This window comes from Gammaproteobacteria bacterium, assembly GCA_029880545.1.
GTDB lineage: Bacteria > Pseudomonadota > Gammaproteobacteria > Acidiferrobacterales > SZUA-150 > JAOUOD01.
In genome coordinates this window covers 145,372-168,286 of record JAOUOD010000003.1, presented here as the reverse complement: position 1 = coordinate 168,286, position 22,915 = coordinate 145,372, and the positions used below count along the sequence as shown (strand labels likewise).

Below are 22,915 nucleotides of genomic sequence, written 5' to 3'. Positions count from 1 at the left end.
CTCTCTCACCCTGCCCGTGGCCGCAATAGTGGAAATGCCGTCCATTTCTCGTATTTTGGGCGCTATAAGTGTCTTTTATCGGAAAAATTGTTTTAAATGGTATTCAAATAGCCGTGCCACTCTGTCCACAGCGCGTCATCACACGCCGCCAGAATAGGGCAGGACGTCAATTTATCGACGAAAATCGGATCTCCACCTGGTGTACGTGCACTAACACCCGCCTCCCGGGCAATCAATGAACCCGCCGCGCGATCCCATAGTTTTTGCCCGCCGTGCAGGTACAACTGGAACCGCCCGGCAGCCAGCCAGGCCCACTCCAGAGCAGAGGTTCCCAAATTCCGCTGGGAGCGAAACGGGGGATCGACAACCAGCGCCGTGGCTTCCTCGGCGCTGAGGCGTTTGAAATCCACCATTGCCACCGCTTCCGGCAGCCCCCGTGTCCAGGGGCTGACGCACAGCGGCACGCCATTCAACCAGGCGCCTTTTCCGGCCATGGCGGTGAAGCATTCTTTTCTCACTGGATCGTAAACCAGGGCAAGAAGCGGCTGATTATTCTCGATTAACGCCAGCGATACCGAAAAAATCGGCATGCCTGCGGCGAAATTGGTCGTGCCATCAAGCGGATCGAGGCACCAGATAGGCTTGCCAGTAGCCAGTAGCCTGGACTGCTCGCTGGCCGGCATCTCTTCACCCAATATGCTGATTTCAGGCCACTTTTCTTGCAGTTCCGTACATATGCGCGCCTGCATTGCCGCATCTGCATCGGTTACGAGGCTGCCGTCCTTTTTCTGCTCGACCTGCACCCGGTTAAATCGGTCCATGAGTTCTTCGCTGGCCAGTCGCGGCACGAGTTGCGAGATATATTGAAGAGCATCAAGCATCAGGAAACTCACGAAAACAGTTTTTACGGTGCCGCATTGTACCGTTTTACGCATGTTTTCCCAGTTTGTTCTGGCACAGTCTGTGCATCCTCTGTTCTAGACTCCAAACGCCCACGAACAACCGAACGAAAGCCTGAATTCATGAACCGACCCCATCGTCAAAAAACCTTATTTTTTCTTGCTTACCGGCGACTGATACTGCCAGCGGCGATTGTGATGCTGTTTGGCAGTTGCGCTACCGGCTCAGCCTCGCGCCATCAGGACACGATTCCGGGCAAAAATCCACTCGATGCAACAGATCCCATCACCATGGTGGTGCCGCCCATGGGAAAAAATGAGGCTGATTCTGCGCTACGTTTTCAGGCATTGGCGGATTACCTGGAAGCCCGCACCGGATACCGGTACCGGGTTCGCACGTCACACAATTTCCTGTTTCACTGGACGTCTGTGCGTGTCGCTTCGTCCAGGGAGATAGCCATTGATGCCGCGCATTTTTCTGACTATCGTCTGACAAAACTCGGCAACCGCCTGTTGGCCAAGGAGACTGGCAGCAGCAGTCTGGCGCTCATTACCCGATCGACCGATAACACTCCGCTACATAAATTTGCCGGCAAACCCGTAGCCGTGCGCGATATACCTAGCCTGGATGCCACCCGGCTTCATGCCATGCTGCCCGACCCGGCGCGGCAGCCAAGGATTTACCCTATCTCTGATTACCAGGACGGGCTTGAACTGCTGGACCAAGACAAAGTTGCGGCACTCATGCTGCCAACTTCACTGGCGTCAGACTTGCTCGAAATCAGCCAGGGTTATCGCATCCTGGCCATCACCGAGCCGGTCGCGGCACGCGCCATTACTGCATCACGCGATCTGGACCCGGTCATTTTTCGCCAGGTCCAGCGCGCATTACTGTTTGCAGCAGATTCCTCTGCGGGCAGATTTGCACTGGAACAAGCGGGATTGAATCAACTGATTGCCGGTGATGCGTCAGACTACGATGGATACCGGGAGCTTCTGGCCAGTTACTGGGGATACTGAGCAATAGATCAATCGACCTATTGCCGACCACTGGTTTACACCATCTTGGGAAATACAACGGCACCCAATGTATCCCAATTGGGGATAAGTACAGACGTGCCTTTAAGGTTGATTGACGCGGCAACATAGGTCGACTGAACCGGGGAAGTCACCGACACAGCATCGGCTGCGTTCAACGTGTGCGGTTGCGGCTCGGATGTACTCATGATGGCAAAAAACTGGTGCTTCGGTTGCCCGGGAAACGGGAAAAAGACAATCAACTTGCCCCGAGTAGCAATACCGCCAGTGGGCTGACCGGTCAATTCCTCAAACGATATTATCGGTACGCCTTGCAGGCGCCAGCCAACAATTCCCATGCACCAGGAAGGTGCTTGTGGTGCTCGCGTGACGGTTCCGATATTGACCACTTCGGCTACACAGGCACTGGGTACCAGTATTGGATGCCCTGCAGTAGGTATTTCCAGTACATGCAAAGACTGCCTAAGTGCTGATGCGTTACTCATGATGATCCACCCACGGTAGACAGGTAACCGGCAACCCCGGGTGGATTAATCACCAGGTGTGTCACACCATCATCGACCCAGACCGCATTAAACAGATGACCAAACCGGGACGGCGCCGGGCCAGCCGGCGTGAACTGTTGTGGCTCAATATCAACATTAGTCATCATTTCAACCGTGTTGGCGCCGATACCAATTGGCGATGGAGAACCCGGTATAAACACGGCGCGCTCCCACGAAGCTGATGAATCGACCGCCCAGTCTTCGGTCAGGGCATATGCTGGCCAACGACCAGATGCATCCTGTTTCCAGCCGACGATGTTTCCGCCGGCACCATTAAGCATCAGTTTGTCCTTTTGCACGATACCCAGGCTGGCTTTTCCCGGTAACAGGTATACAGAATTTCCGACTGTTACCTTCAGAAATTGGGCCATTTATCTTCCCCTTGTTTGCTGTTCCCAGACATCAGACTGGTTCGCACGTTACGAAACATTGTCTTCATGGCGATAATTCAGCATTTGCTCGATGTTCGCCAGCAAAGTGTCTTCCTGGTACGGCTTACTCATATAAATATCAACACCCAGGCTCAACGCTTTTTCCTTGTGCTTGGCGCCGGCGCGGGACGTGATCATTATAATAGGTATGTGCTTCAGCCCGGATTCCGCTCGAATACGGGACGTCAATTCGTAGCCGTCCATGCGCGGCATTTCAATATCTACCAGCATGACATCTGGCACGATTTCACGTAACTGTTCAACTGCGTCAAGGCCGTCTTTTGCCGTGTGTACTTCCATGCCGCGTTTGTGCAAATGCCGGGAAGTAATCTTTCTTACCGTGAGCGAGTCATCCACCACCATCACGATTGGTGGTCGTTTTTCCGTGGATGGTCGCGGCTCAGGTGTTACCGACGGTACACTTGTCGGCGCTGTGATCACGTCATCTGCAATATCGGCAGCTTCCGGAACAACATCGGCAGCCGGGGCGCTGGTACGTGAAACCGTGGCATGAGCTTTTTCTGCAACGTGCAAGCCTTCTTCATGCAGCCACAGCCCGGGAATATCCAGGATCAAGACGACGCTACCGTCACCAAGAATAGTGGCACCACCAATTCCCTGGACTTCTCCCACCTGTCGACCAACTCCCTTGATTACGATTTCACGGGTACCGCCCAGCCCGTCCACTTCAATCGCCACTTCCCGCGGCCCGCTTCTGGCCAGCAGGATCGGAACTTTTTTGCCCCTGTTATTGGCGGACGACACGCCAAGGCGCTCGCCAAGATGCATGAAAGGGAATACCTGGTCGCGATAATTAAGCAGCGGGTTGTCACCGACTGACAAACCCTTGATGTCCTTCGCCGGCAGTTCAACCAGGTTAATAACGGCAGAAAGCGGTACCGCGTACAACTGTTCGCCTGCTTTTACCATCAGCGCCTGCATAATAGACAGGGTCAAAGGCAGTGCAATAATAAATGTTGTGCCTTCGCCTGCCTTGGTATCGACAGACATGGAGCCGCCAAGCTGGCGCACTTCATTATGTACCACATCCATGCCGACACCACGACCCGAGATATGGGTGACTGCAGTTGCCGTGGAGAATCCGGCCATCAAGATAAACTGGGTAACTTCCTGGTCAGACAACGTCGAGGATTCTGACATCAAGCCTCGCTCAACAGCCTTCTTCCTGATGGCAGCAATATCGAGTCCGCGCCCGTCATCAGATACGCGAATAACCACTTCGTTGCCTTGCTGAACCGGATCAATACGAATTGTTCCAAGTTCGGGCTTGCCCGCAGCCTTGCGTTTTTCAGCCGGCTCCAGGCCATGATCAATCGCATTACGAATCATGTGTTCGAACGGACCTATCATGCGCTCAAGCACGTTTCGATCAAGCTCTACTTCGGTATTGTTAATTACGAGCTGTGCTGATTTGCCAAGTTCACGCGATGTCTGGCGCACGATATGGCGCAAGCGTGTTGCCTGGGTTGACAACGCCACCATTCGGGTGCGCATCAATCCTTCCTGCAGATCGGTATTGATACGGGCCTGCTGAACCAGAACCGTTTCTGCCTCACTGGCGAAATTGCCAAGACTGTTCTGAATCGATGTCAGGTCATGGAAGCTCTCTGTTAATGACCGCGACAACTGCTGCAAAGCTGTGAAACGGTCAAATTCCAGAGGATCAAAATCTTCCATGTTCTCGGCGCCGGCCGCTTCAATACGGGCGGCCATTTGTGATTCAGACTGGATTTCCAGTTCGCGCAACTGATCCCGGAAACGATGTACGTTGGACTGCAATTCACCCAGGTTTTCACGCAGTCCATAAACCTGCTGCTCCATACGCGCACGGGAAATACTGACTTCGCCGGCGTAATTGGCCAGTGTATCGAGCAGATCTGTACGCACACGAATCTGTTCACGCCGCTCGGTTTTTTCCAGGCCCTTTCCTTTTTCCGTAAAGACCTCATCACGCAACACCATCGGGTCAGCACTGGCGAGCTGCGTCAGATCCGGCTGCGCAACCGGCATTGGCGCGGGTGCGGCAGGCACAACAGGCTGGCTCACCAGTTCCGCAGAGTCCGCCGGTTCGGTTAACGGTGATTCACTCACCCGGGTTCCAGCTTTTACCTGGCGTTGCGCAGCCTTTTCTTCTATGGCTCTCTGGGCAGCGGCCATGCGCTGCTCAATCAACGCTCCGGGATCAATGGGTTTGGTCGTTGCAGTCGCCCCTGCCTTGCCGCTGCGAATCGCGGCATCAAGACGACCGGCAATAGCCTCTAGTCCTGAAATAGCCTGTCCGGAATTGACCTGCTCTATCGCGCTGACAAATGTATCATGCACCTCGTCAAGCAGGTCGATCAGGCCGGTGTCAGCCGTCAAGGTTCCGCTCTCTGCGCGCTCGACGGCTGTTTCAGTCAGATGGGCAACCTGGCCGATAGACATGGCGCCAGCCATGCGCGCACCACCCTTGAAGGTATGCATTGCCCGCTTCAGATCGGTCAGCGGAGATGTGTTTCCGGTATCGGTACGCCATTTGACCAGGCTGTCGTTGACAATGGACAAAAGATCTACCGCCTCTTCGTAGAAGATATCAGCCAGGTCTGTATCAATGTTATCAGCAGGCAAAGTGACATCGGCCGGAACAACTGCCGGCCTGGTTGATACAGGCTCGGGCTGAACAGCTTGTGCTGCCGGTGCTTTCACCTGTTCCGCTACCGTTGTCACTGCACTTGGCGCAACGACGTGGGCGACAGCCGGCGTTGACAGCGCTGTTGGTGCCTGACCGGCAATCATGGCATCGAGCCGGGCTTCCAGCGTTTTCAGGCCTGTCATTGGTTGACCGGCATTGAGCTGTTCGCATGCTGCTGCCGAGGTATCATGCATTTCTTCCAGCAAGGACAGCACCGGCCTGGCAGCGGGTATATCTCCGGATTCAACCTTGCCCAGCATGGTCTCCGTTTTATGGGCTAACTCACCCAGAGTCATGGCGCCAGCCATGCGCGCACCGCCCTTGAAGGTATGCAGGGCGCGCTTCATGTCCCCGATCACTCCGGTATTGGACTGGTCGCCGCGCCATGTTGCAATAGCCTCATTCAGATTCTGCAGAATATCAACCGCCTCTTCGTAAAAGATATCTGCAAGGTCTTCATCAATTTGCTCGGAAACAACATCGTCAACAACAGGTTGTGGAGCGACATCGCCACCATCGTCGGCAGCAGGCGTTGTGATGCCAGCGGCCAGAATGGCGCCGAATTCTTCAGTAAACAACGACAAATCTTCCTGTTCCGGGGCAACAGCCTGCACAGGCTCAGCAGCAACCGGCTGCTGTTCAGGTTCAGCCACCGGGACAACGTCCGGTTCAGGCGCGGGTTGGACCGGGGCATTGCCGAGGCGGGTTTCTGCATCAGCGATCCGGGCGGCCAGGTCTATAAACGACGCCATGTCCCCCTCGCTGCAACTCCCCTGCTTGGCCAACAGCACATCAACCAGCGCACCAACACTTTGCTCAAGCTCGCTGTACAGGGCTATGGGCTCAGATGTGAGCAGAAAACCATGCTCCTGGGCAGCCAGGAAAAGTTTCTCCATCTCCTTCGCTGCAGTAGACATATCAGTCAGACCGACAGAGCGGCCGCTTCCGGCAACCGTATGAGCCACGCGAACCATATCGGCGTCGGCGAAACAACTTCCGCGTTTTTGGCAGGCGCCAACGTGATTTCGAATTGACTGCAAATGACCACGCGTCTCGGTGACAAAAATATTAAGCAGAGTCCCGTCCAGCGATACGACCGGTTCGTCATCAGCTTTTGCTACCGGTTGAATCTCGGGCTCATCGGGCTCATAACTGACTTCCACTTGTGCCGGCTCAGTTACTATTGGTTCGGAAACGGGAATTGCCGGTTCAGCATCAGTTATTCGGCCTTCGGCAACCGCCTCAGCGGCAAGACGAAGGCTTTCATGATCCACTGCAGGACTGGTACCGCTTTCCAGCGCATCAATCATTACCGGCATGACTTCCATGACCTGCTGAATAAGGTCGACCATCACGGCGTTACGCGACATCTTTCCGTCGCGCACCCTGTTCAGCATATTCTCAAATGCCCACGCCAGCTCGGCGATATCGGTAACACCGACCATGCGGCCGCTGCCTTTAATAGTATGGAAGCCGCGACGAACCTCAAGCATAGCGGCGTTGTCTTCACTGTCGCGCCAGCCAGGGAAATTGGAAACAATTGTATTTACCGAATCACGGGCATCTTCGATGAAGATCTCCATGATCTCTTCGTCGAAGTCATCATCTACATCCGCCATCGCTGCAGCAGCAGATACGGGCGCCGGCGATACAGCCTCTCGCGCTGGCTCTTCAACAATTACGGGCGCACTTGCTGCATGTCCGGGTTCGGGTAACGGAATGGTTGCTTCTACCGCATCATCCGGGAACTGCTCCCGGGCAGATTCTATAAAACGAGCTGCCAGTTCACTGACAAGTGCAGAATCGGATTCTATGGATTGTTCATCGGCATTCGCTGCTGCATCAAGTGCCTCAACCAGGTGCTGCGCCAGCTCTGACGCATCCGATATACCCAGTGAATCGGATACCTTCAGCGCCGCCTCACTGACCTGTTTCAGCTCGTTCATGATGCGACTGTTGTAATTATCGCGCCAGGCAATAACGGTATCCTCAAGCGCCTCGATCAATGCCGGCGGATTTCGCTCATAACGGTACTGGCTGGCAAAGGCGGAATGCAATTCCTGGAACGCGAGATCGAGCAGGGCATCAAGATTCGAGCGGTTGTACAGCAAGCCATCGATATAGGCACCAATAGTGCCGATGGCAATCGCCAATGCATCCATTACCGCATTATCGACCTCAACGACACCGCGCGAAATGTTTCTCAGCGCCGCCATGGTCCGGTCCACCAGCATTCCGGCGACTTCCTCGCCGATTATCTGCAGTGCACCGTAAATCTGGCCAAGAGAGTCCTGCATGACAGCAAGATGACTAGTAGCACCACGGTCATTGGCAAACGCCTCAAACTCCTCCTCCACCTGGGAAAGATTGGCCCGAATTTCTTCGGCAACAACGGAAAGAAGCTGGCGGAAATCGCTTTCAGTAAGCTCACCATCTGAAACTTCGAAACCCTCGACTCCAGGCAAACTGGTTTCGTGACCAGCCAGGTTCTCAAGAAGGACAATGCCCTCTTCAACATGACGCTTCCAGTCCGTAGCTGAATGCGAGATATCGCGAGCACTGTTTTCTATCAGCAACAGGCCGCGCGCCATGACCATTGACGCATCATCGGTGGTTTCGATTTCCCCGATTTCGACACCACGGCATACATCACCAAGCGCATCAATAAGCTTCTTGAGCAAAGGCACACCAAGCATTTCGATGGTCGCAGACATCTTGTCCAGCAAGGCAATCAGAACGACAAGTGATCTTTCGCCTTCATGATCCGGATCAAAATAGACCGACAAGTGTTCCTGCGCGGTATCAATCTCGGTCTTCAGCGCAGCGGCAACAGATTCCAACACTTCCGGTGTCGGCAATTGGTCAATGCCGTCCTCTCCCTCAACGGCCACTTTGCCAAGCAACAGATCAAGATCAAACGCCTTTCTCAGCTGCCCGACCCGGGGCAAATTGTTGCTGGCACCGCCTAGTTCATAAAGGATGGTCTTGACCAGAGATTCAGATGTGTCACGCAGCTCGGTACGGCCACCACCTTCGACCAGTTTTTTCATTTGCTGATCAAGTTTTGATAGCAGTTTCTTGCGCTCGTTGTTGGGCTCGAGCTCACCTTCCATCATGGCTTCCAGCAAACCACTGGCTACCCAGAACAATTGCTGAATTACACCAAGCCTGGATTTTGCGCTGAGTTCGTCAAGCACTTCCACCATGGTGTCAACAGCATCACGGCTACCGGTGTCCCGCAACCATGCCAGCAATGAAGCCTGGAATTTTGGTCGCAGGCGCTTGGCCATGTTGCCGTAATCGTCTTCGGAAGGAAGGTCCCCGGCCTGCTCTGAATACGGAGGCCTGACAGAAAGATCGGGACTGAAAAAGTCCACCTCGTTCAACAAGTCGGTGGCACGCGCCCGGCGCAAGTCATTGATTACGGGCAACAGCCTGATTGGTACATCAGGCTGACCGAATTCAAGCCGGCTCAGGTAATCCGGGATGGAAAGAATACCGCGGATAAGTATTTCGAAGTTATTTTCTTCAGCACCGACAGACTCATCGAGCAATGCTTCAACGAATGCTTCCAGTTCGCGCGCGAGCATGGCGGCACCGTCAAGCTCCACCATCTCCAGCGTTCCGATAACCTGGTGCAAATGCGTGGAGCAAAAACGCAACTGGCCTTCGTCTGGGCTTTCGAGATAGGACTCCAAAGCCTGACGCGCCTGCTTGAGCGTCTCCTCTATCTCGGTTTTTACCCAACCGAGTGTGCTCAGGTCCACTGTGCTGCTGATAGCCATTATCCTGTTATGCTTTTTGCAATCACACCCGGGTCAGCAGATGCGCGCATATCCCTCAATGCTGAATTAAGCCGGCAACCTGAAGCCGGCTACGGATTCCTGCAACTCTCGCGCAAGATCTGACAGTTTTCCGATAGCTTCCGCCGTCTGGCGGGTACCGGATGATGTCAGGTTGGTTGTTTCCTGAATCTTGGCCATGTTTTCGGATACCACGCCTGCACTTTCTGATTGTTCAAGCGCGTCACGTGCAATACCTACGATCAGGTCTGACAACTGTTCGGATACCGATTCGATTTCGCCGAGCGCCTGTCCGGCTGCATCCGCCAGCCGTGTTGTCGCGACCACACCATTGGTGGCTTCTTCCATGGAAGCAACCGCTTCATTGGTATCCGCCTGAATGGTTTTTACGAGATCGGCAATCTGCTTGGTCGCTTCACCGGAACGTTCAGCAAGTCGCTGTACTTCGTCCGCAACCACCGCGAAACCGCGACCCGCTTCACCGGCCATGGCCGCCTGGATCGCCGCGTTCAGTGACAGAATATTTGTTTGTTCGGAAATATCGTTGATCAATTCAACGATTTCACCGATTTGCTGGGAAGACTCACCCAGTCGCTTGATTCGTTTTGCAGTTTCCTGGATCTGTTCACGCATTTGATCCATGCCGGTGATGGTATCCTGTACCGCTTCGGCACCACGCTTTGCAGTCTGTACCGAGCCTTGTGCTACCTCGGCTGATTTTTCAGCCGATTGCGACATGTCTTCCATGGATCGCGCCATCACGTTCATACGATCAGATGTTTCTGTAATCTGTGCCGCCTGCCGCAACGCCGCCTCGGTAAGTTCTGTGGCAGTCTGTCGTGAGCTTTCAGATGCCAGCGCCACCTGCTGCGCGGCAGTCTTGATACGCATTACGAGGTTGCGCATTTCCTTTACGGCGAAGTTAATGGAGTCTGCGATCGCACCGGTAATCTGTTCGGTTACTTCCGGTTCCACCGTCAGGTCGCCGTCAGCCAGGTTACCCATTTCGTCGAGAAGTTTGAGGATAGCGTCCTGCGTGGTCCGGCTTTGTTCCGCAGACAACTCAGCGCGATCTTTTTCGTCCTGTACGAATCGCCAGCCGATTGCGACGATACAGACCAGTAACACTATCGCCAACGCATAGAGAATAATCTGGCTGCCGGCCCGCTCTTCACCCAGCCCGGCATAGGAATCCACCAGGGCACGAACCTTTTCCAGCAATACGTCGGATTTATCTACCACCAGTTTCGAAGCACGCTGCGATACAAACAGTTCCGCAGCGTTGCTCAGGATGCCTTCTACGTGGGTGTTCATTTCGGAGAACACTTCATTGGCCTCGTTAAGCTTGCTCTTTACCGCGGCCGGCGCGACCTTGCGCAACCGTGAATCAGTATCCTTGAACAGCTTTGCGTCCTTGCCAAACTGTGCAGCAGCAACAGCCGCTTCATTGCCACCCTGTGCAAACAGGTTTACATCCTTGGCGATACGCTGACTCAACATGCCCTGTCGTGAAGCCAGGTAAAGGTCATTTTGTTTCATGCCGGCCCGGCTTCCCACTTCCACAGTTTCATCCGCGATGGACAGCAACAGCGGCGCCAACTGGTTAATAGCCAAGACGTGGTCACGCAGGGCGAACAGGGTCTTTTCCTGGGTCAGGATCTGGTTAACCTGGTTTCGCACACCGTTTTTTCTTTCAGTCCACTGGTTTACCAGGTCATTCAAGACCGGGCGAATGGTTTCAGGCGAGGCGGCCAGGCCGGTGCTGGCGTCACCGTTCTGCAAAGCACCCAGTATGCGATCGAAAGTATCACGGGATTCCTTGAGGGTCTTGAACGAAATTTCCTGACCTTGCACGGCTTCACGGGCATCCTTGGCCACGCGTTGCGACAACATCAGCAACTGCGAAGATTTTTCAATATAGGTTGTATCGCGGGCAGCATCGGTAGTCGTCTTGTAATACAGCCATGCGGCACCGGTACCAACAAGCACCATGGTAACCAGCAGTGTTTTCAGGCTCATTATATTGTTAAAGAGACCACCGACCCTGCCGCCATGGCGACCGGAATCCCTTACCGCCGGGACTATCTCTTCGCCAATCTCGTCCGCTGCAAAGTCGATAATATCTTCGGATATCTGGTCGATCGTATCATCGCCACCTTTTCCAAATAGTTTAAGTGCCATAACCCTGCCTCTCTTGCTGTTCCGACCCCGTTGGAAAAACCCAGTTAAAACCTGATGCACAATTCATCAACGACACTTCCGGTCGCTGATCTAGGTGGCAACATGAAGGAACTTGTCGCTCTCTAGCAATGCATCCATATCAAAAATACCCCACAGGGTATTTTCTCGAAGAAATGCCCCCTTGGTGTTGGCCATTACCGGATCATCAATGCCGGTAACCCTTTGACGCTCCAGTTCCTCGTCAAAGTGGCGCAAACCAAATACTTCACTTACTACCAGACCGGTCGAGAGTTCGCCCCGGTTGATAACCAGAACCCGCACACGATCATCCAGAAAAATGGAATCACGCCCGTAATACCTGGACAGATCAACGATAGTAATCAGGCTACCGCGAACATTGGCCAAGCCTTTAAGCCAGGATCGCGTCATCGGTACCGGGGTAATGGGCGGATACTGGATAATTTCCGTGACACTGTTCAGCGGAATTACCAGGTGTACATCGCCTATCCTGAACCCAATACCGGTCCACAGTTCGGCTGCCTTGACTTCCTCGGGCAGACCCGGCGATGACGCCAGGCTGTCCTGTTCCATCTTGATCAGTATGCTGAACGGTTCTTGCGCCATGTATCCCGGTCCTGAAAAATTCAAAAGCCGCTGTTACAAAGCCTGCAATTTTGCCATTAGATCCGCTTCACCCACGGGCTTAATCAGGTAGTCTCGCGCACCTTGTCGCAACCCCCAGGCCTTGTCTGTTTCCTGCCCTTTGGAGGAACAGATAATGACCGGAATATGTGAAGTCTCCGGGTCCTTGGAAATGGACCGGGTCGCCTCGAATCCGCTCATGCCGGGCATCACCACATCCATCAACACGAGATCAGGCTTTTGTGACTTGGCCAGTGCTACACCTTCTTCGCCACTGGATGCAGAAATCACGCTGAAGCCGTGCTTTTCCAGGATTGCGGTAACGACGTGGGCATCCGTTGGGGAATCGTCAACTACCAGTACTCTCTTGATTGCCATTTGATAAACTCCTGAACTCTTAATGCGCTACGCGTCTATTTTCCCAAAAATCCGTTCGAGCCGCCCTGGTGAGGGCTCGCCTCCGGTCAATGCACATACCGGTTAATGACGTCGATCAATTCTTCCTGGGTAAAAGGTTTGTTAACGTGTTCCTGTGAGCCCGCAATTCGACCCCTGGCACGATCAAATAAACCATCCTTGCTCGACAACATAATGACCGGTGTTTCCTTGAATTTTTTGTTGTTTTTTATCAACTGACAGGTTTGGTAGCCATCCAGTCTCGGCATCATGATGTCGACGAAAATAATGTCGGGCTGGTTGTCAGTAATCATGGACATAGCCTCAAAGCCGTCACCTGCCGTGAATACCTCATAACCCGCTTTGTTGAGCAGCGCTTCCGCAGTACGGCGAATCGTGCTGCTATCATCAATTATCATTACTTTTACGGCCACGGATTTCCCATCTCTCCATACTGCATTGACGCCAACATGGGCCAGCATGCGCCAATCCCCAAATCCGGAAAAAACTTACCAAAAATCACGCCCGGATCTTCGGCCCAATGCCACATTTTAGCCCTGCCACACTTTAAATGTAATTTCTGCAGTTTTTGACGTACCTAAATGATTTGTTAGCACATTTTTCTGTCAAAATCCACGAAAGAAACCAATTAGAGGCAATTTACCGCGGTCAGTCTGCTCGCCAATGGCGCTGATACGCCTCCCGCGCCCGCTCTCCGCACCCTATATATAGTTGAACAGGCCTATCGGCGCCAGACAGCCATAAGCACCCGCCACTCTCTGACCGGCATTTGAATAATTGACTTGAAGCCCCCACGCAATACCTATTATGGTAGCTGTCATGAATAAATACCACCAAAAAGGACATTATGTCTGTTGAACATATGCACGCGGTACCTCACCTGACCACCGCGCTAACCGGGCCATTACACGAAGTTGAAAAACACTTTCTTGATCGGCAATCTGAAATTGAACACTGGTTCCGTGAGCAATGGCTTGAAACACCCGCTCCTTTTTACAGTTCCGTGGATTTGCGTAACGCCGGCTTCAAACTGGCGCCGGTGGACACCAACCTGTTCCCGGCCGGATTCAACAATCTCAACCCGGCATTTCGGCCTTTATGCCAACACGCTGCCGAATCCGCCGCGGAGCGCATTTGCCCCAGGGCCAAGCGCACCATCCTGATTCCGGAAAATCACACGCGCAACCTGAAATACCTCGAAAGCGTATCAGCACTCACCCAGATCCTGGATATGGCCGGATTTGAGGTACGTATTGGCTCGATGCTACCTGACCTCGATGGACCCCAGGTTCTGGACCTGCCCAATGGCCAGAATATTACCCTGGAACCGCTGGAGCGACGTGAGAACAAGCTGGTGCTGGGCGATTTTGAGCCCTGTTTTATATTGCTTAACAATGACTTGTCAGGTGGTCGCCCGGCCATCCTGGAAAACCTGGATCAACCGGTTATTCCGCCCCTCGCCCTTGGCTGGTCCAACCGGCGTAAGTCCAACCACTTTGCCCACTATCAGCGCATCACCCGGGAGTTCGCCAAGCTGGTCGATATTGATCCCTGGATTATCAATCCCTCGTTCAGGCGCTGTGGCAAGATTGATTTCCACAAGCGGGAAGGTGAGGACTGCGTAGCCAAGAATGTCGATGCGGTCATTGCCGAAATCCAGACCAAGTATGACGAATACGGCATCAAGCACGCGCCCTACGTCATCGTCAAAGCCGATGCCGGCACCTACGGCATGGGCATTATGACTGCTCATAGTGGCGAGGAGATGCGCGAACTGAATCGCAAGCAGCGCAACAAAATGGCCCGCATCAAGGAAGGTCAGGCGGTCACAGATGTGATTGTCCAGGAAGGCGTCTACAGCTTTGAAACCTGGGGCGAGAGCCAGGCGGTGGCCGAACCCGTTGTCTACATGATGGATCACTATGTAGTCGGCGGCTTTTACCGGGTACACACTGATCGCGGACCCAACGAAAACCTCAATGCGCCCGGTATGCATTTCGAGCCGCTGGCGTTCGAGGAAACCTGCCATAATCCGGATCCCAACAAGGCACCCGATGCCCACCCCAACCGGTTTTATGCCTACGGCGTTGTTGCCCGGCTGGCGCTCCTGGCGGCTGCTCGTGAGCTGGCAGAAGAATCTGAATAAGCAACCACCATGACTTCAATCAATATCGGATTCGTCATGGACCCCATCGGGTCCATCAATGTAAAAAAAGACAGCACCCTGGCCATGATCCGTGCTGCCAACCGGCGTGGCTGGACGCTTCATTACATGGAGCCCGGTGACCTGTTTATGCGTGATGGCAAGGCATTTGCCCGCCAGCGCAAACTGCAGTTACAGGAAGACCGGCAACCGTGGTATCAGCTGGCACCTGCTGTCACTGCGCCGCTATCAGACCTGGATGTGATCCTGATGCGCAAGGATCCGCCGTTTGACATGGAATACATATACAGCACCTACCTGCTGGAGCAGGCCGAAGCTGCAGGCACGCTGGTTATCAACAAACCTCAAAGTTTGCGCGACGCCAACGAGAAACTGTTTACCGCCTGGTTTCCGCAATGTACGCCACCGACACTGGTCACCCGGCAACCGGCACTGCTGCAGGATTTTCTTGCTGAACATCAGGACATCATCATCAAGCCGCTTGACGGCATGGGCGGCGCTTCCATATTTCGCGTGCGCCCTGGCGATGCCAACACCAGCGTGATTATCGAAACCATTACCCGGCATGGCAGCCGGTTTGTCATGGCACAACGCTATATCCCGGAAATCACCCGGGGCGACAAGCGCATCCTTGTGGTCAATGGCGAACCCGTACCCTATGCACTGGCGCGCATTCCGGCACAAGGCGAGACGCGTGGCAACCTGGCGGCCGGGGGGCGAGGCGAAGGCGTCGCCCTGTCAGATCGTGATCGCTGGATATGTGAGCAAGTCGGCCCGACACTGGTGCAGCGTGGCCTGCTGTTTGTGGGCCTGGATGTCATTGGCGACTACCTCACCGAGATCAATGTCACCAGTCCAACCTGTATTCGTGAACTGGACGCCCAGTACAACCTGGATATCGCCGGCCAGTTAATGGATGTGATCGAACAAAGGCTGTGTTGATGTTTCGCAGAACAATAATCCTGGCCACAATACTGGCAACAGCCGCCTGCATACAGCCCGAAACCAGCCGTGAACAATGTGATATCCTGTATCAATGTGTCCGCGTGGAGCTTGGTGAATCACCTTCGGCCAGGCAAAACAAGGAAACGCTGGATTTCATCTTCTCCGAACTGGAGTTATTGAACAACGTCATTCATCCGGACAAGATTGGCGGCATTACCCGGCTCAATGACCGACTCGGTACCGGCGAGTGGTCGTCCATCAATCCTTCGTTGTTACAGCTCACGCGTGACGCCAGGGCATTGGCTGAAAAAAGCAACAATACGTTCAACCCGGCTATCGGCAAGTTAATCAACTTGTGGGGATTTCACCGCGATCCAAAACAGTCGGCAACCCTCAAGCTGCCATCCACACGGGAAATACTTGCCCTGGTCAACCAGAACCCTTCCACGGAAGATATTGAGTTCGACGGCATCCGTGTGCGCAGCAAGAATCCAGCCGTGGCAATTCATTACGGCCTGCTCTACCAGGGACACATTGTTCGCCTTGTACGCGCCATACTGAATGACGCGGGGTACCGAAAAGCCAGTGTATTTACCAACAACATGGCCAGCAGCCTTGGGGAAGATATCAGGTATGCGCATACTCAAGGCGCGCCCGGCTATCGACTCAATGCCGGCGAAACCCTGTGTCATACCGAAATCGAAGATCACGGGTTTACCGAAAACAGTCACTACTACCACAGCTACCTGGATCCGGATACCGGGTTTCCGGCGCCAACAATCCGGTCTGTCACTGTAATTGATGATGACCCGATGGCTGCGGCCGGTGGCTGCCAGGCACTCATGAGCAGCGATGGCCGGGACTGGGAAATTACCGGCAACATGATGCAACTGAGTGCTGTTGAACTGGCATGGAAGAACGACCTGGCCGCCAGGAATGATGTCATGAATGACAGGATCGCTGCAGCAGTCTCGCAAGGCAACAATCTGCAGCAGTAACTGCCGGTTTCAATTCTTGTTCATGTGCAAGGGCTTAAGCCAGTCCGAACAATCCCAGCCGAGCAACTGCTCCAGCTCAAGTATCTCCGGACGAAATACCGATACCAGGTAATCATGTGCATCCTGACCCATTCCGGCTTCATAATCCCTGGAGTGAACATCTTCATGCGCCACCAGTGGAAAATCAGAAACACCTAAAAACGATGTCACTCTCGCCAGGGTCTCATGCAGTGCATCACGAAGCTCTTCATTTTTCAGAATCAATACCTGCTCTTTTGGAAGCAGTTGCCAGATATTTTGTATCTGCCGGGCATATCGACCCCGGTCAATATACGAATACACCCGATGCTGTTGTGGTGCCGCCTCGCTGCATCGCTCATCTTCCCGCGTAATGGCCTCTAAAAACGGCAATGCGTCAGCATCGCGGCTGCGCTCCATATTCCAGTGCGAATACGCCCTGTCAATCGGATTGCGCAACAGCAAAATAATTTTAATGCCCGGGTTATAGTCATATATCCGCTGCATCGCCCCACGCCAGTACATGTAGATGGGCGTTGCTTCGCCGGCTATTCCCGAACCAAGACAGCTGAAATGGGCATGGTATACCTCGTAGTCGGGCGCGCCTTCCTCAAAACATTCTTCCGTATCAAAGTAGTGAACTTCCTTGTGATTTGCCATGCAAATCCCGGGGTGCTGCCTGAGGTAATGATCAAGCGCGGTGGTGCCTCCTTTCTGGGTGCCACAAATAACGAAGCTTACCTTGTGCTTTGAAGTCATATTTGATTCATGATCTGATCAGTTGCCAGCCGATCCAAGATGGCGATCAACCTGGCAATACGCCAAAATGGTGCCTGACTTGATCCGGGTGTTATAATGCCAAAACATTTGGGTATACGGAATACAACCGTGGCATCAAAAGATATAATACTTGCCGGAATTCCACGATCAGGAACCTCGCTGGTATGCAGTATCCTGAATCGATCAAGGCGATGCGTTGCATTGGTTGAGCCAATGGATATAAGCCCTTTTTTTTCTACGTCCACGGAAACAGAATATACGAAATTGATTCGAAATTTTTTCAATGATACGCGCACATCCATACGCGAAAATGGGCTGATTTCCACCAAGTTAGCTGAAAATGACACGCCGTCCAATACTTTTTCTGCAAGCACAGGTTCCAATGGTCTTCGAAAAAGTGTCATTCAGCAAGGGATAATTCAAGTCGCTGTTGAGAACCCCGAGGATTTTGACATTGTCGTGAAACACCCCAATCTGTTTACTGCGATCATTGGAACCCTTGCCAGACAGTTCGACTATTTTGCCTGTATTCGTAATCCGCTGTCTGTGCTTGCTTCATGGAATACTCTGGACTTGCCACTTAACGATGGGCACGCCCCGGCAGCAGAAAAGGTTGACCCAATGCTGAAGATCCGACTGTCCAGCCTGTGCGACAGGCACGACAGACAGGTATCGCTTCTAAACTGGTATTTTGAAAAATACAAAAGCCATCTCGAACCAGACAGAATAATAAAATACGAAGATGTTATTTCAACCAATGGTGACATTCTGAACAGGATAACGCGACTTCATTCAGATGACAGTCCAACGCTAAACAGCAGGAATACGAATAATCTGTACAATAAATCACTGATGGAAGAGCTGGCCAGCCGTTTGCTTTCCACTGGCGGCGCCTTTCTTGAATTCTACAATGAAAACGATATTCAGGGCGTAATGGATCAATTTTAAGTGCAGAAACATAATGCACCTCTACTGCTGCTGGTTTCGCATAATGGCTTCTCACCAGATATCGTCAACATTCTCCAAAATACCTAAAAATGTCTTTCTTTCAGAAGAAATATCATAACCTTCGGCGGTCTGCCTTGCCTTTTGTAACATTGCCTGTCTTGCTTCTTCTTCCAGGTTTAATGCGGACAACACCATCTCAATAATTTGATCTTCATTGGTCCCGGGCATAAGACAGTTCACACCGTCAATACAAAAGTCCCTGTTGCCAATACAATCGGGACAAACAACCAGACTACCCAAAAACATGGACTCCAGGGCTGGCAAAAAAAACCCTTCGGTGGCCAACGGCAACAGGACAGATATTCGACTTCTCCTGACCAGCGACAGGAAGTCCCATCGCGGTACTGGCTCCAGAAGCAAACGAACTTTAATGCCCCTGCTCGCTAACTCTTTCGAAATACTGCGTGCAGTTGCTGGTTGCTTGACGCCGTACAAAAGCACGCTATCTTGATCCATTTCCTCTTCAGCAAGCCGCGGCATCTCTTCGAGATGGAGTCCATTGCGTATTGTGAACACAGCGCCATTTGCCCTTCCGGTGTTCTCAATCGCCTGCCGCACCTGATCGGAAACACAAATACGCACAGCGCGGTTGCTGAGAAATCTGTATCTGGGATCTTCAGGCTCCGCATGTCGCATACCTTGGATGAAATTGATAATGGGCACATCGGGGTTGGTCTCCAGCCAGCCATCAGGCAAAGCTTGCCAGTCGGTGCCAGCCAGGAACAGGATATCAGCGCTACCCGGCTCCCATGTATGTTGAATGCCGTCCCGACAGGCCTGCCAGGGGTTTCTTTCATCCCAAACGGAACGCTCGGAAAAATATATCTGGGCCCGGTAACCTTCGGTCGAATTGACATGATTGAAGTAATCAAACACTTTCAGGTGCCCGCCGGTGAAACCCTGGTAATCCCGATAGAACTGAACAGTTTTTGTCATCTCGTCGACTGGCGCTTCTCGTTGATCCCGGATCCTGACGTCAATAGCTCATCCATTGTACGACAAAACGCTTCCGGATACCGGTATGCACAACAAGGCTATATCGGCCTGACCCGGCTGTTGATGCATTACCGGTTAACAGGCACAAAAAAGCCCCCGGCGAACCGGGGGCCTTCATCAGACTCATTTACAATCTGATTTACTTCTTGGTGTTCATGGCTACCTGGTCGTCAACACCAAACTTGGCGATGCGCTGTACCATACCTTCCAGCGTGGTCAGGCGAGCATGCACTTCTGAAGTCAGGGCATCACGCTGTGCCAGCTGGGCTTTCAGCTCGGCAATTTCGGCGTCACGCGCTGCCAGTTGCTTCTGCAGCTCCTGCACACCAACCAATGCAACACTTGCCAGGTCTCCCGGGGCAATGTGCTTGTTGTCAGGGCCAAAGCCAAAGGCCTTGTGGAAGTCCTGCGCCATCGGGCCCATGTGAACAGAGTCGGTATCACTCTTGTAAGACCACTGGCTGACCGGCAGTTGAGCCAGCTTGGCCAGGATGGTATCACGATCAATGTTCTTGATATTGGTCTTGCTGTTGATATCAGAACCTTGAGTCAGTGTACCGTTAATGGTCACGTTACCCAGAGCATCGACGAAGAAGCGGGTAGCTGAACCCGGGCCAACAGCCAGCGTACCACCATTACCCACTTCCAGTTCCGGACCACCGGTGCCGTCAAGCGAAATACGGAAGCCGGTAGGCTGTGCCGCAAAACGCCATGTACCTGCAGTCGTATCGGTCATATTGAAGCCAACTGGACCATTGTTGACGAGCTCAAACATGTTACGCGCTGCAGTCGTACCGTTGGTTTCTTTGACCAGAATTTTCGATGTACCGTCAGACCGCAATACCTCCAGCGGGGCACCCGGGAAGAAGCCTGGGTTACCACCGAATGTTACCCAACCGCGGTTGGCAGGAAGATTTTCTACATTGAAGACTGGAACTGTAGTAGTGCCATCATTGTGATACAGCGTGTAATCGTCACCGGCCACTACGTCATAGTATTCACCGATATTGTCGTATCGAATTCCGGGGTTACCGCCTGTAATATGAATCGAATTGGCGGGAGTGCTGGTACCAACACCTACCCTGCCGAGCGAACGATCGATGGATACGGCTCCGCCAGCCAAACCAACATCACCAATATCGTCTACTGCCAGGCTATTCTGCAAAAGCGTGCTGCCGCCGGCGAAATGCAATACTTCGACCTGGGCCTGACGATCAAACAAACGCAACAAGTTGCCGTAAGTCGTGTTATTACCGTTGATAAAGAATTCCCAGTCACCTCCCACGGTGTCGGTGTCATCCATGAAGATTTTTGGTGTTGCACTTGATGCGGTCAGATCAGCCGCGTGCGCTGCCGGGAACAGGAAGTCCACCACCGCTTCGGCGACACGCTCAACGACTCCCGAAACAGAAGGCGCTTGAGAGATCTTGCCATCGGCAGAACCTTCAACTTGAATGATACCGCCACGAACTGTGAAACTTCCGGATTCACGGAATACCTGTCCGCCTTTACCTTCCCCTAAAGAACGGATCACGGTGTAGACATCATACTTATAGACGCCATCTGCCGCACCGCCTGGCAAACTCCAGGATGCGGAAGTTCCGCTAAAAGACACCTGATCGCTGAATCCGCCGGGACCACCTACACGTATGGACATCGAACCGGTTCCGGCTATGGCTGCCCCGGCAGAAATACCGATACCGCCAACAGAAACGTTAGCGCCATCAGCAGCTGCCACATTGGCGCCCGCCACGAGCGCGAGGCCGGCCAAGCCTACGCCCAAACTTTTCAACTTCTTGGTTTTCATTTGGATACTCTCCCTATATTACGATCGCTAAAGTAAGATTTGGTTAACCAAAGGAACTTCTTTTATTTTCCATTTTTGTCGCGTCGTATCCGGCGTAATTATATTCTTTTTCTGCTATACCGGATTACTCAGAAAATTATAGGCTTTATTGGTCAGTCATTCAAACAATTGAAACAATATCCTTCGATTATTGCTGTGCCAGCTAAACACTTGCGAACTGCTAATGTTTACCGCCTAGTCTTGCACAGTATTCCGAATAAAAAGAACATTCTTGACCTGTCACCATCTGAATTAAACTATTTTTATCAATCACTTATCCAGACAGTTTAGAAAAGTTTTGGCTATCTGTACACAATGTCTGGATGCGATTCAAGAGTTACACAAATATGATTTCAAGTCTTTGAACTCCATCACGATTCCGGGCATCCCAATCACGCTATTTAAAACTATTTTAGACATTGCTAATGAAACCTATTTTTGCTTGTGCGCCCAACGAGCGACGACCATCTACCAATAAATGTGATCAACACTTATACTCGGGTCAAATCATTACCAAGGCATTATGAAACATTTGATGCAAGACCAGCTGGCAGTCAACACAGGTAGCTACACGCTGAATGCCTCTCAATCCCTGCCGGAGTTCACCGAGAACGACCGCATGGGGGTCACCTTCTTCGGTTCATTCCTGTTACACATGATCATCGTTCTGGGTATCACCTTTGGCTTACCCAAGTTGCGCGAACTGGATGGGCTGCCGACACTGGAGATAACACTGGTACAGACTCGGTCCGAGCAAGCACCGGACCAGGCGGATTACCTAGCCCAGGCCAACCAGGACGGAGGCGGTAACCACCCGGAAAAAGGCATTGCCCGAAATCCGCTGCCCATCCAGGAAATTGGCGAGTCCACCAACATTCTTCCCAGCCACCAGCCGATGTTTGAGCCGCAGAAATCACGCAAACAGGATGTTGCCGAACTGATGACAGCAGACAAGTCTGCGGACAAGGCCCGGAAAAAGGACTCGGAACAAAGAACCGAGCGCAGACCCCCGGCCGATTCCAATCCCGGCATGATTGACGAGACGCAACCGGCCGATGAGCGCGCGCGACTCAACGCCGAGATCAGTCGCTTCTGGCAGGAATACCAGCAACTGCCGAGGAAGAAATTCATCAATGCCCGGACACGGGAATATAAATACGCCGCCTACATGGATGCCTGGCGCGCCAAGGTCGAACGCGTGGGCAACCTGAATTACCCCGAGGCTGCAAGACAGCGAGATCTCGCCGGCGACCTGGTTCTTGATGTCGCACTGAAACCCGATGGCAGCCTGCATGCCCTGGATGTGCGCCGCTCCTCCGGGCACAAGCTGCTGGACGATGCAGCTATACGCATTGTCACGCTTGCCGCACCGTTCGCACCGTTTCCCAAATCCATCAAGGATGAAACCGATATCCTGCACATCACCCGCACCTGGAAATTTAACCAGGGCGGCTGGCTGCAAGACTAGATTCGCCAGCACGCGGCTTGCGTCCTCCCGGACGCTGCAACATA

At 52.9% G+C, this 22,915-nt stretch carries 17 protein-coding genes; 6 read left to right on the top strand and 11 right to left on the bottom strand.

Annotation, left to right across the window (positions count from 1 at the left end; genetic code table 11):
- Positions 1 to 92: 92 nt before the first annotated feature.
- Complete coding sequence (locus tag OEZ10_04770) at positions 93 to 935, bottom strand: inositol monophosphatase family protein (GenBank protein MDH5632291.1); 843 nt, start codon at positions 933 to 935, stop codon at positions 93 to 95.
- An 87-nt stretch (positions 936 to 1,022) separates the two neighbouring features.
- Here OEZ10_04770 and OEZ10_04765 point away from each other — a divergent pair, with 87 nt between their 5' ends.
- The gene (locus OEZ10_04765; GenBank protein ID MDH5632290.1) at positions 1,023 to 1,919 is read left to right on the top strand and encodes a phosphate/phosphite/phosphonate ABC transporter substrate-binding protein; all 897 of its coding nucleotides are present in this window, start codon (positions 1,023 to 1,025) and stop codon (positions 1,917 to 1,919) included.
- Positions 1,920 to 1,954: 35 nt separating this feature from the next.
- Here OEZ10_04765 and OEZ10_04760 read toward each other — a convergent pair whose 3' ends face one another.
- From OEZ10_04760 to OEZ10_04730, 7 genes are all read right to left on the bottom strand, one after another.
- Positions 1,955 to 2,422 carry a chemotaxis protein CheW gene (locus OEZ10_04760; GenBank protein MDH5632289.1) on the bottom strand — a complete coding sequence of 156 codons (468 nt, stop codon included), beginning with the start codon at positions 2,420 to 2,422 and terminating at the stop codon, positions 1,955 to 1,957.
- The gene (locus OEZ10_04755; protein ID MDH5632288.1) at positions 2,419 to 2,853 is read right to left on the bottom strand and encodes a hypothetical protein; all 435 of its coding nucleotides are present in this window, start codon (positions 2,851 to 2,853) and stop codon (positions 2,419 to 2,421) included. The genes OEZ10_04760 and OEZ10_04755 overlap by 4 nt, the downstream gene beginning before the upstream one ends.
- A gap of 48 nt (positions 2,854 to 2,901) precedes the next feature.
- On the bottom strand, positions 2,902 to 9,390 hold the full coding sequence (locus tag OEZ10_04750) for an Hpt domain-containing protein (protein ID MDH5632287.1): 6,489 nt from the start codon (positions 9,388 to 9,390) through the stop codon (positions 2,902 to 2,904).
- Positions 9,391 to 9,456: 66 nt separating this feature from the next.
- Positions 9,457 to 11,589 (bottom strand): methyl-accepting chemotaxis protein, encoded by a 2,133-nt coding sequence (locus OEZ10_04745; GenBank protein MDH5632286.1) that lies wholly within the window; start codon positions 11,587 to 11,589, stop codon positions 9,457 to 9,459.
- A 90-nt stretch (positions 11,590 to 11,679) separates the two neighbouring features.
- Positions 11,680 to 12,213 carry a chemotaxis protein CheW gene (locus OEZ10_04740; GenBank protein ID MDH5632285.1) on the bottom strand — a complete coding sequence of 178 codons (534 nt, stop codon included), beginning with the start codon at positions 12,211 to 12,213 and terminating at the stop codon, positions 11,680 to 11,682.
- 33 nt (positions 12,214 to 12,246) lie between these two features.
- Positions 12,247 to 12,609, bottom strand: a complete 363-nt coding sequence (locus tag OEZ10_04735; GenBank protein ID MDH5632284.1) for a response regulator — start codon at positions 12,607 to 12,609, stop codon at positions 12,247 to 12,249.
- 86 nt (positions 12,610 to 12,695) lie between these two features.
- On the bottom strand, positions 12,696 to 13,109 hold the full coding sequence (locus OEZ10_04730) for a response regulator (GenBank protein MDH5632283.1): 414 nt from the start codon (positions 13,107 to 13,109) through the stop codon (positions 12,696 to 12,698).
- A gap of 386 nt (positions 13,110 to 13,495) precedes the next feature.
- Between OEZ10_04730 and gshA the strand changes: the two genes are divergently transcribed.
- From gshA to OEZ10_04715, 3 genes are read left to right on the top strand one after another with little or no spacing between them, the layout of a single operon-like run.
- The gene (gene gshA, locus OEZ10_04725) at positions 13,496 to 14,794 is read left to right on the top strand and encodes a glutamate--cysteine ligase (GenBank protein ID MDH5632282.1); all 1,299 of its coding nucleotides are present in this window, start codon (positions 13,496 to 13,498) and stop codon (positions 14,792 to 14,794) included.
- Positions 14,795 to 14,803: 9 nt separating this feature from the next.
- Positions 14,804 to 15,754, top strand: coding sequence for a glutathione synthase (gene gshB, locus OEZ10_04720; GenBank protein ID MDH5632281.1), 951 nt, complete (start codon positions 14,804 to 14,806; stop codon positions 15,752 to 15,754).
- Positions 15,754 to 16,755: an FAD:protein FMN transferase gene (locus OEZ10_04715; GenBank protein MDH5632280.1), complete on the top strand. Its 1,002-nt coding sequence runs from the start codon at positions 15,754 to 15,756 to the stop codon at positions 16,753 to 16,755. The genes gshB and OEZ10_04715 overlap by 1 nt, the downstream gene beginning before the upstream one ends.
- Before the next feature lie 9 nt (positions 16,756 to 16,764).
- Here OEZ10_04715 and OEZ10_04710 read toward each other — a convergent pair whose 3' ends face one another.
- Positions 16,765 to 17,532: a sulfotransferase domain-containing protein gene (locus tag OEZ10_04710; GenBank protein MDH5632279.1), complete on the bottom strand. Its 768-nt coding sequence runs from the start codon at positions 17,530 to 17,532 to the stop codon at positions 16,765 to 16,767.
- A gap of 129 nt (positions 17,533 to 17,661) precedes the next feature.
- On the opposite strand from OEZ10_04710, the gene OEZ10_04705 reads away from it, so the two are divergent.
- Positions 17,662 to 18,501, top strand: coding sequence for a sulfotransferase domain-containing protein (locus OEZ10_04705; GenBank protein ID MDH5632278.1), 840 nt, complete (start codon positions 17,662 to 17,664; stop codon positions 18,499 to 18,501).
- Between the two features lie 51 nt (positions 18,502 to 18,552).
- On the opposite strand, the gene OEZ10_04700 is transcribed toward OEZ10_04705, so the two are convergent.
- Together OEZ10_04700 and OEZ10_04695 are read right to left on the bottom strand one after the other, a co-directional pair.
- Positions 18,553 to 19,497 carry a glycosyltransferase gene (locus OEZ10_04700; GenBank protein ID MDH5632277.1) on the bottom strand — a complete coding sequence of 315 codons (945 nt, stop codon included), beginning with the start codon at positions 19,495 to 19,497 and terminating at the stop codon, positions 18,553 to 18,555.
- Between the two features lie 199 nt (positions 19,498 to 19,696).
- The gene (locus OEZ10_04695; protein ID MDH5632276.1) at positions 19,697 to 21,364 is read right to left on the bottom strand and encodes a tail fiber domain-containing protein; all 1,668 of its coding nucleotides are present in this window, start codon (positions 21,362 to 21,364) and stop codon (positions 19,697 to 19,699) included.
- Positions 21,365 to 21,938: 574 nt separating this feature from the next.
- Here OEZ10_04695 and OEZ10_04690 point away from each other — a divergent pair.
- The gene (locus tag OEZ10_04690) at positions 21,939 to 22,871 is read left to right on the top strand and encodes a TonB family protein (protein ID MDH5632275.1); all 933 of its coding nucleotides are present in this window, start codon (positions 21,939 to 21,941) and stop codon (positions 22,869 to 22,871) included.
- The last annotated feature ends 44 nt before the right edge of the window (positions 22,872 to 22,915 follow it).

What these genes read in the sequence shown, in the direction of transcription:
- OEZ10_04770 (MDH5632291.1), bottom strand. Translation starts at nt 935, where the DNA reads ATGCGTAAAACGGTACAATGCGGCACCGTAAAAACTGTTTTCGTGAGT.
- OEZ10_04765 (MDH5632290.1), top strand. Translation starts at nt 1,023, where the DNA reads ATGAACCGACCCCATCGTCAAAAAACCTTATTTTTTCTTGCTTACCGG.
- OEZ10_04760 (MDH5632289.1), bottom strand. Translation starts at nt 2,422, where the DNA reads ATGAGTAACGCATCAGCACTTAGGCAGTCTTTGCATGTACTGGAAATA.
- OEZ10_04755 (MDH5632288.1), bottom strand. Translation starts at nt 2,853, where the DNA reads ATGGCCCAATTTCTGAAGGTAACAGTCGGAAATTCTGTATACCTGTTA.
- OEZ10_04750 (MDH5632287.1), bottom strand. Translation starts at nt 9,390, where the DNA reads ATGGCTATCAGCAGCACAGTGGACCTGAGCACACTCGGTTGGGTAAAA.
- OEZ10_04745 (MDH5632286.1), bottom strand. Translation starts at nt 11,589, where the DNA reads ATGGCACTTAAACTATTTGGAAAAGGTGGCGATGATACGATCGACCAG.
- OEZ10_04740 (MDH5632285.1), bottom strand. Translation starts at nt 12,213, where the DNA reads ATGGCGCAAGAACCGTTCAGCATACTGATCAAGATGGAACAGGACAGC.
- OEZ10_04735 (MDH5632284.1), bottom strand. Translation starts at nt 12,609, where the DNA reads ATGGCAATCAAGAGAGTACTGGTAGTTGACGATTCCCCAACGGATGCC.
- OEZ10_04730 (MDH5632283.1), bottom strand. Translation starts at nt 13,109, where the DNA reads ATGCTGGCCCATGTTGGCGTCAATGCAGTATGGAGAGATGGGAAATCC.
- gshA (MDH5632282.1), top strand. Translation starts at nt 13,496, where the DNA reads ATGTCTGTTGAACATATGCACGCGGTACCTCACCTGACCACCGCGCTA.
- gshB (MDH5632281.1), top strand. Translation starts at nt 14,804, where the DNA reads ATGACTTCAATCAATATCGGATTCGTCATGGACCCCATCGGGTCCATC.
- OEZ10_04715 (MDH5632280.1), top strand. Translation starts at nt 15,754, where the DNA reads ATGTTTCGCAGAACAATAATCCTGGCCACAATACTGGCAACAGCCGCC.
- OEZ10_04710 (MDH5632279.1), bottom strand. Translation starts at nt 17,532, where the DNA reads ATGACTTCAAAGCACAAGGTAAGCTTCGTTATTTGTGGCACCCAGAAA.
- OEZ10_04700 (MDH5632277.1), bottom strand. Translation starts at nt 19,497, where the DNA reads ATGACAAAAACTGTTCAGTTCTATCGGGATTACCAGGGTTTCACCGGC.
- OEZ10_04695 (MDH5632276.1), bottom strand. Translation starts at nt 21,364, where the DNA reads ATGAAAACCAAGAAGTTGAAAAGTTTGGGCGTAGGCTTGGCCGGCCTC.
- OEZ10_04690 (MDH5632275.1), top strand. Translation starts at nt 21,939, where the DNA reads ATGCAAGACCAGCTGGCAGTCAACACAGGTAGCTACACGCTGAATGCC.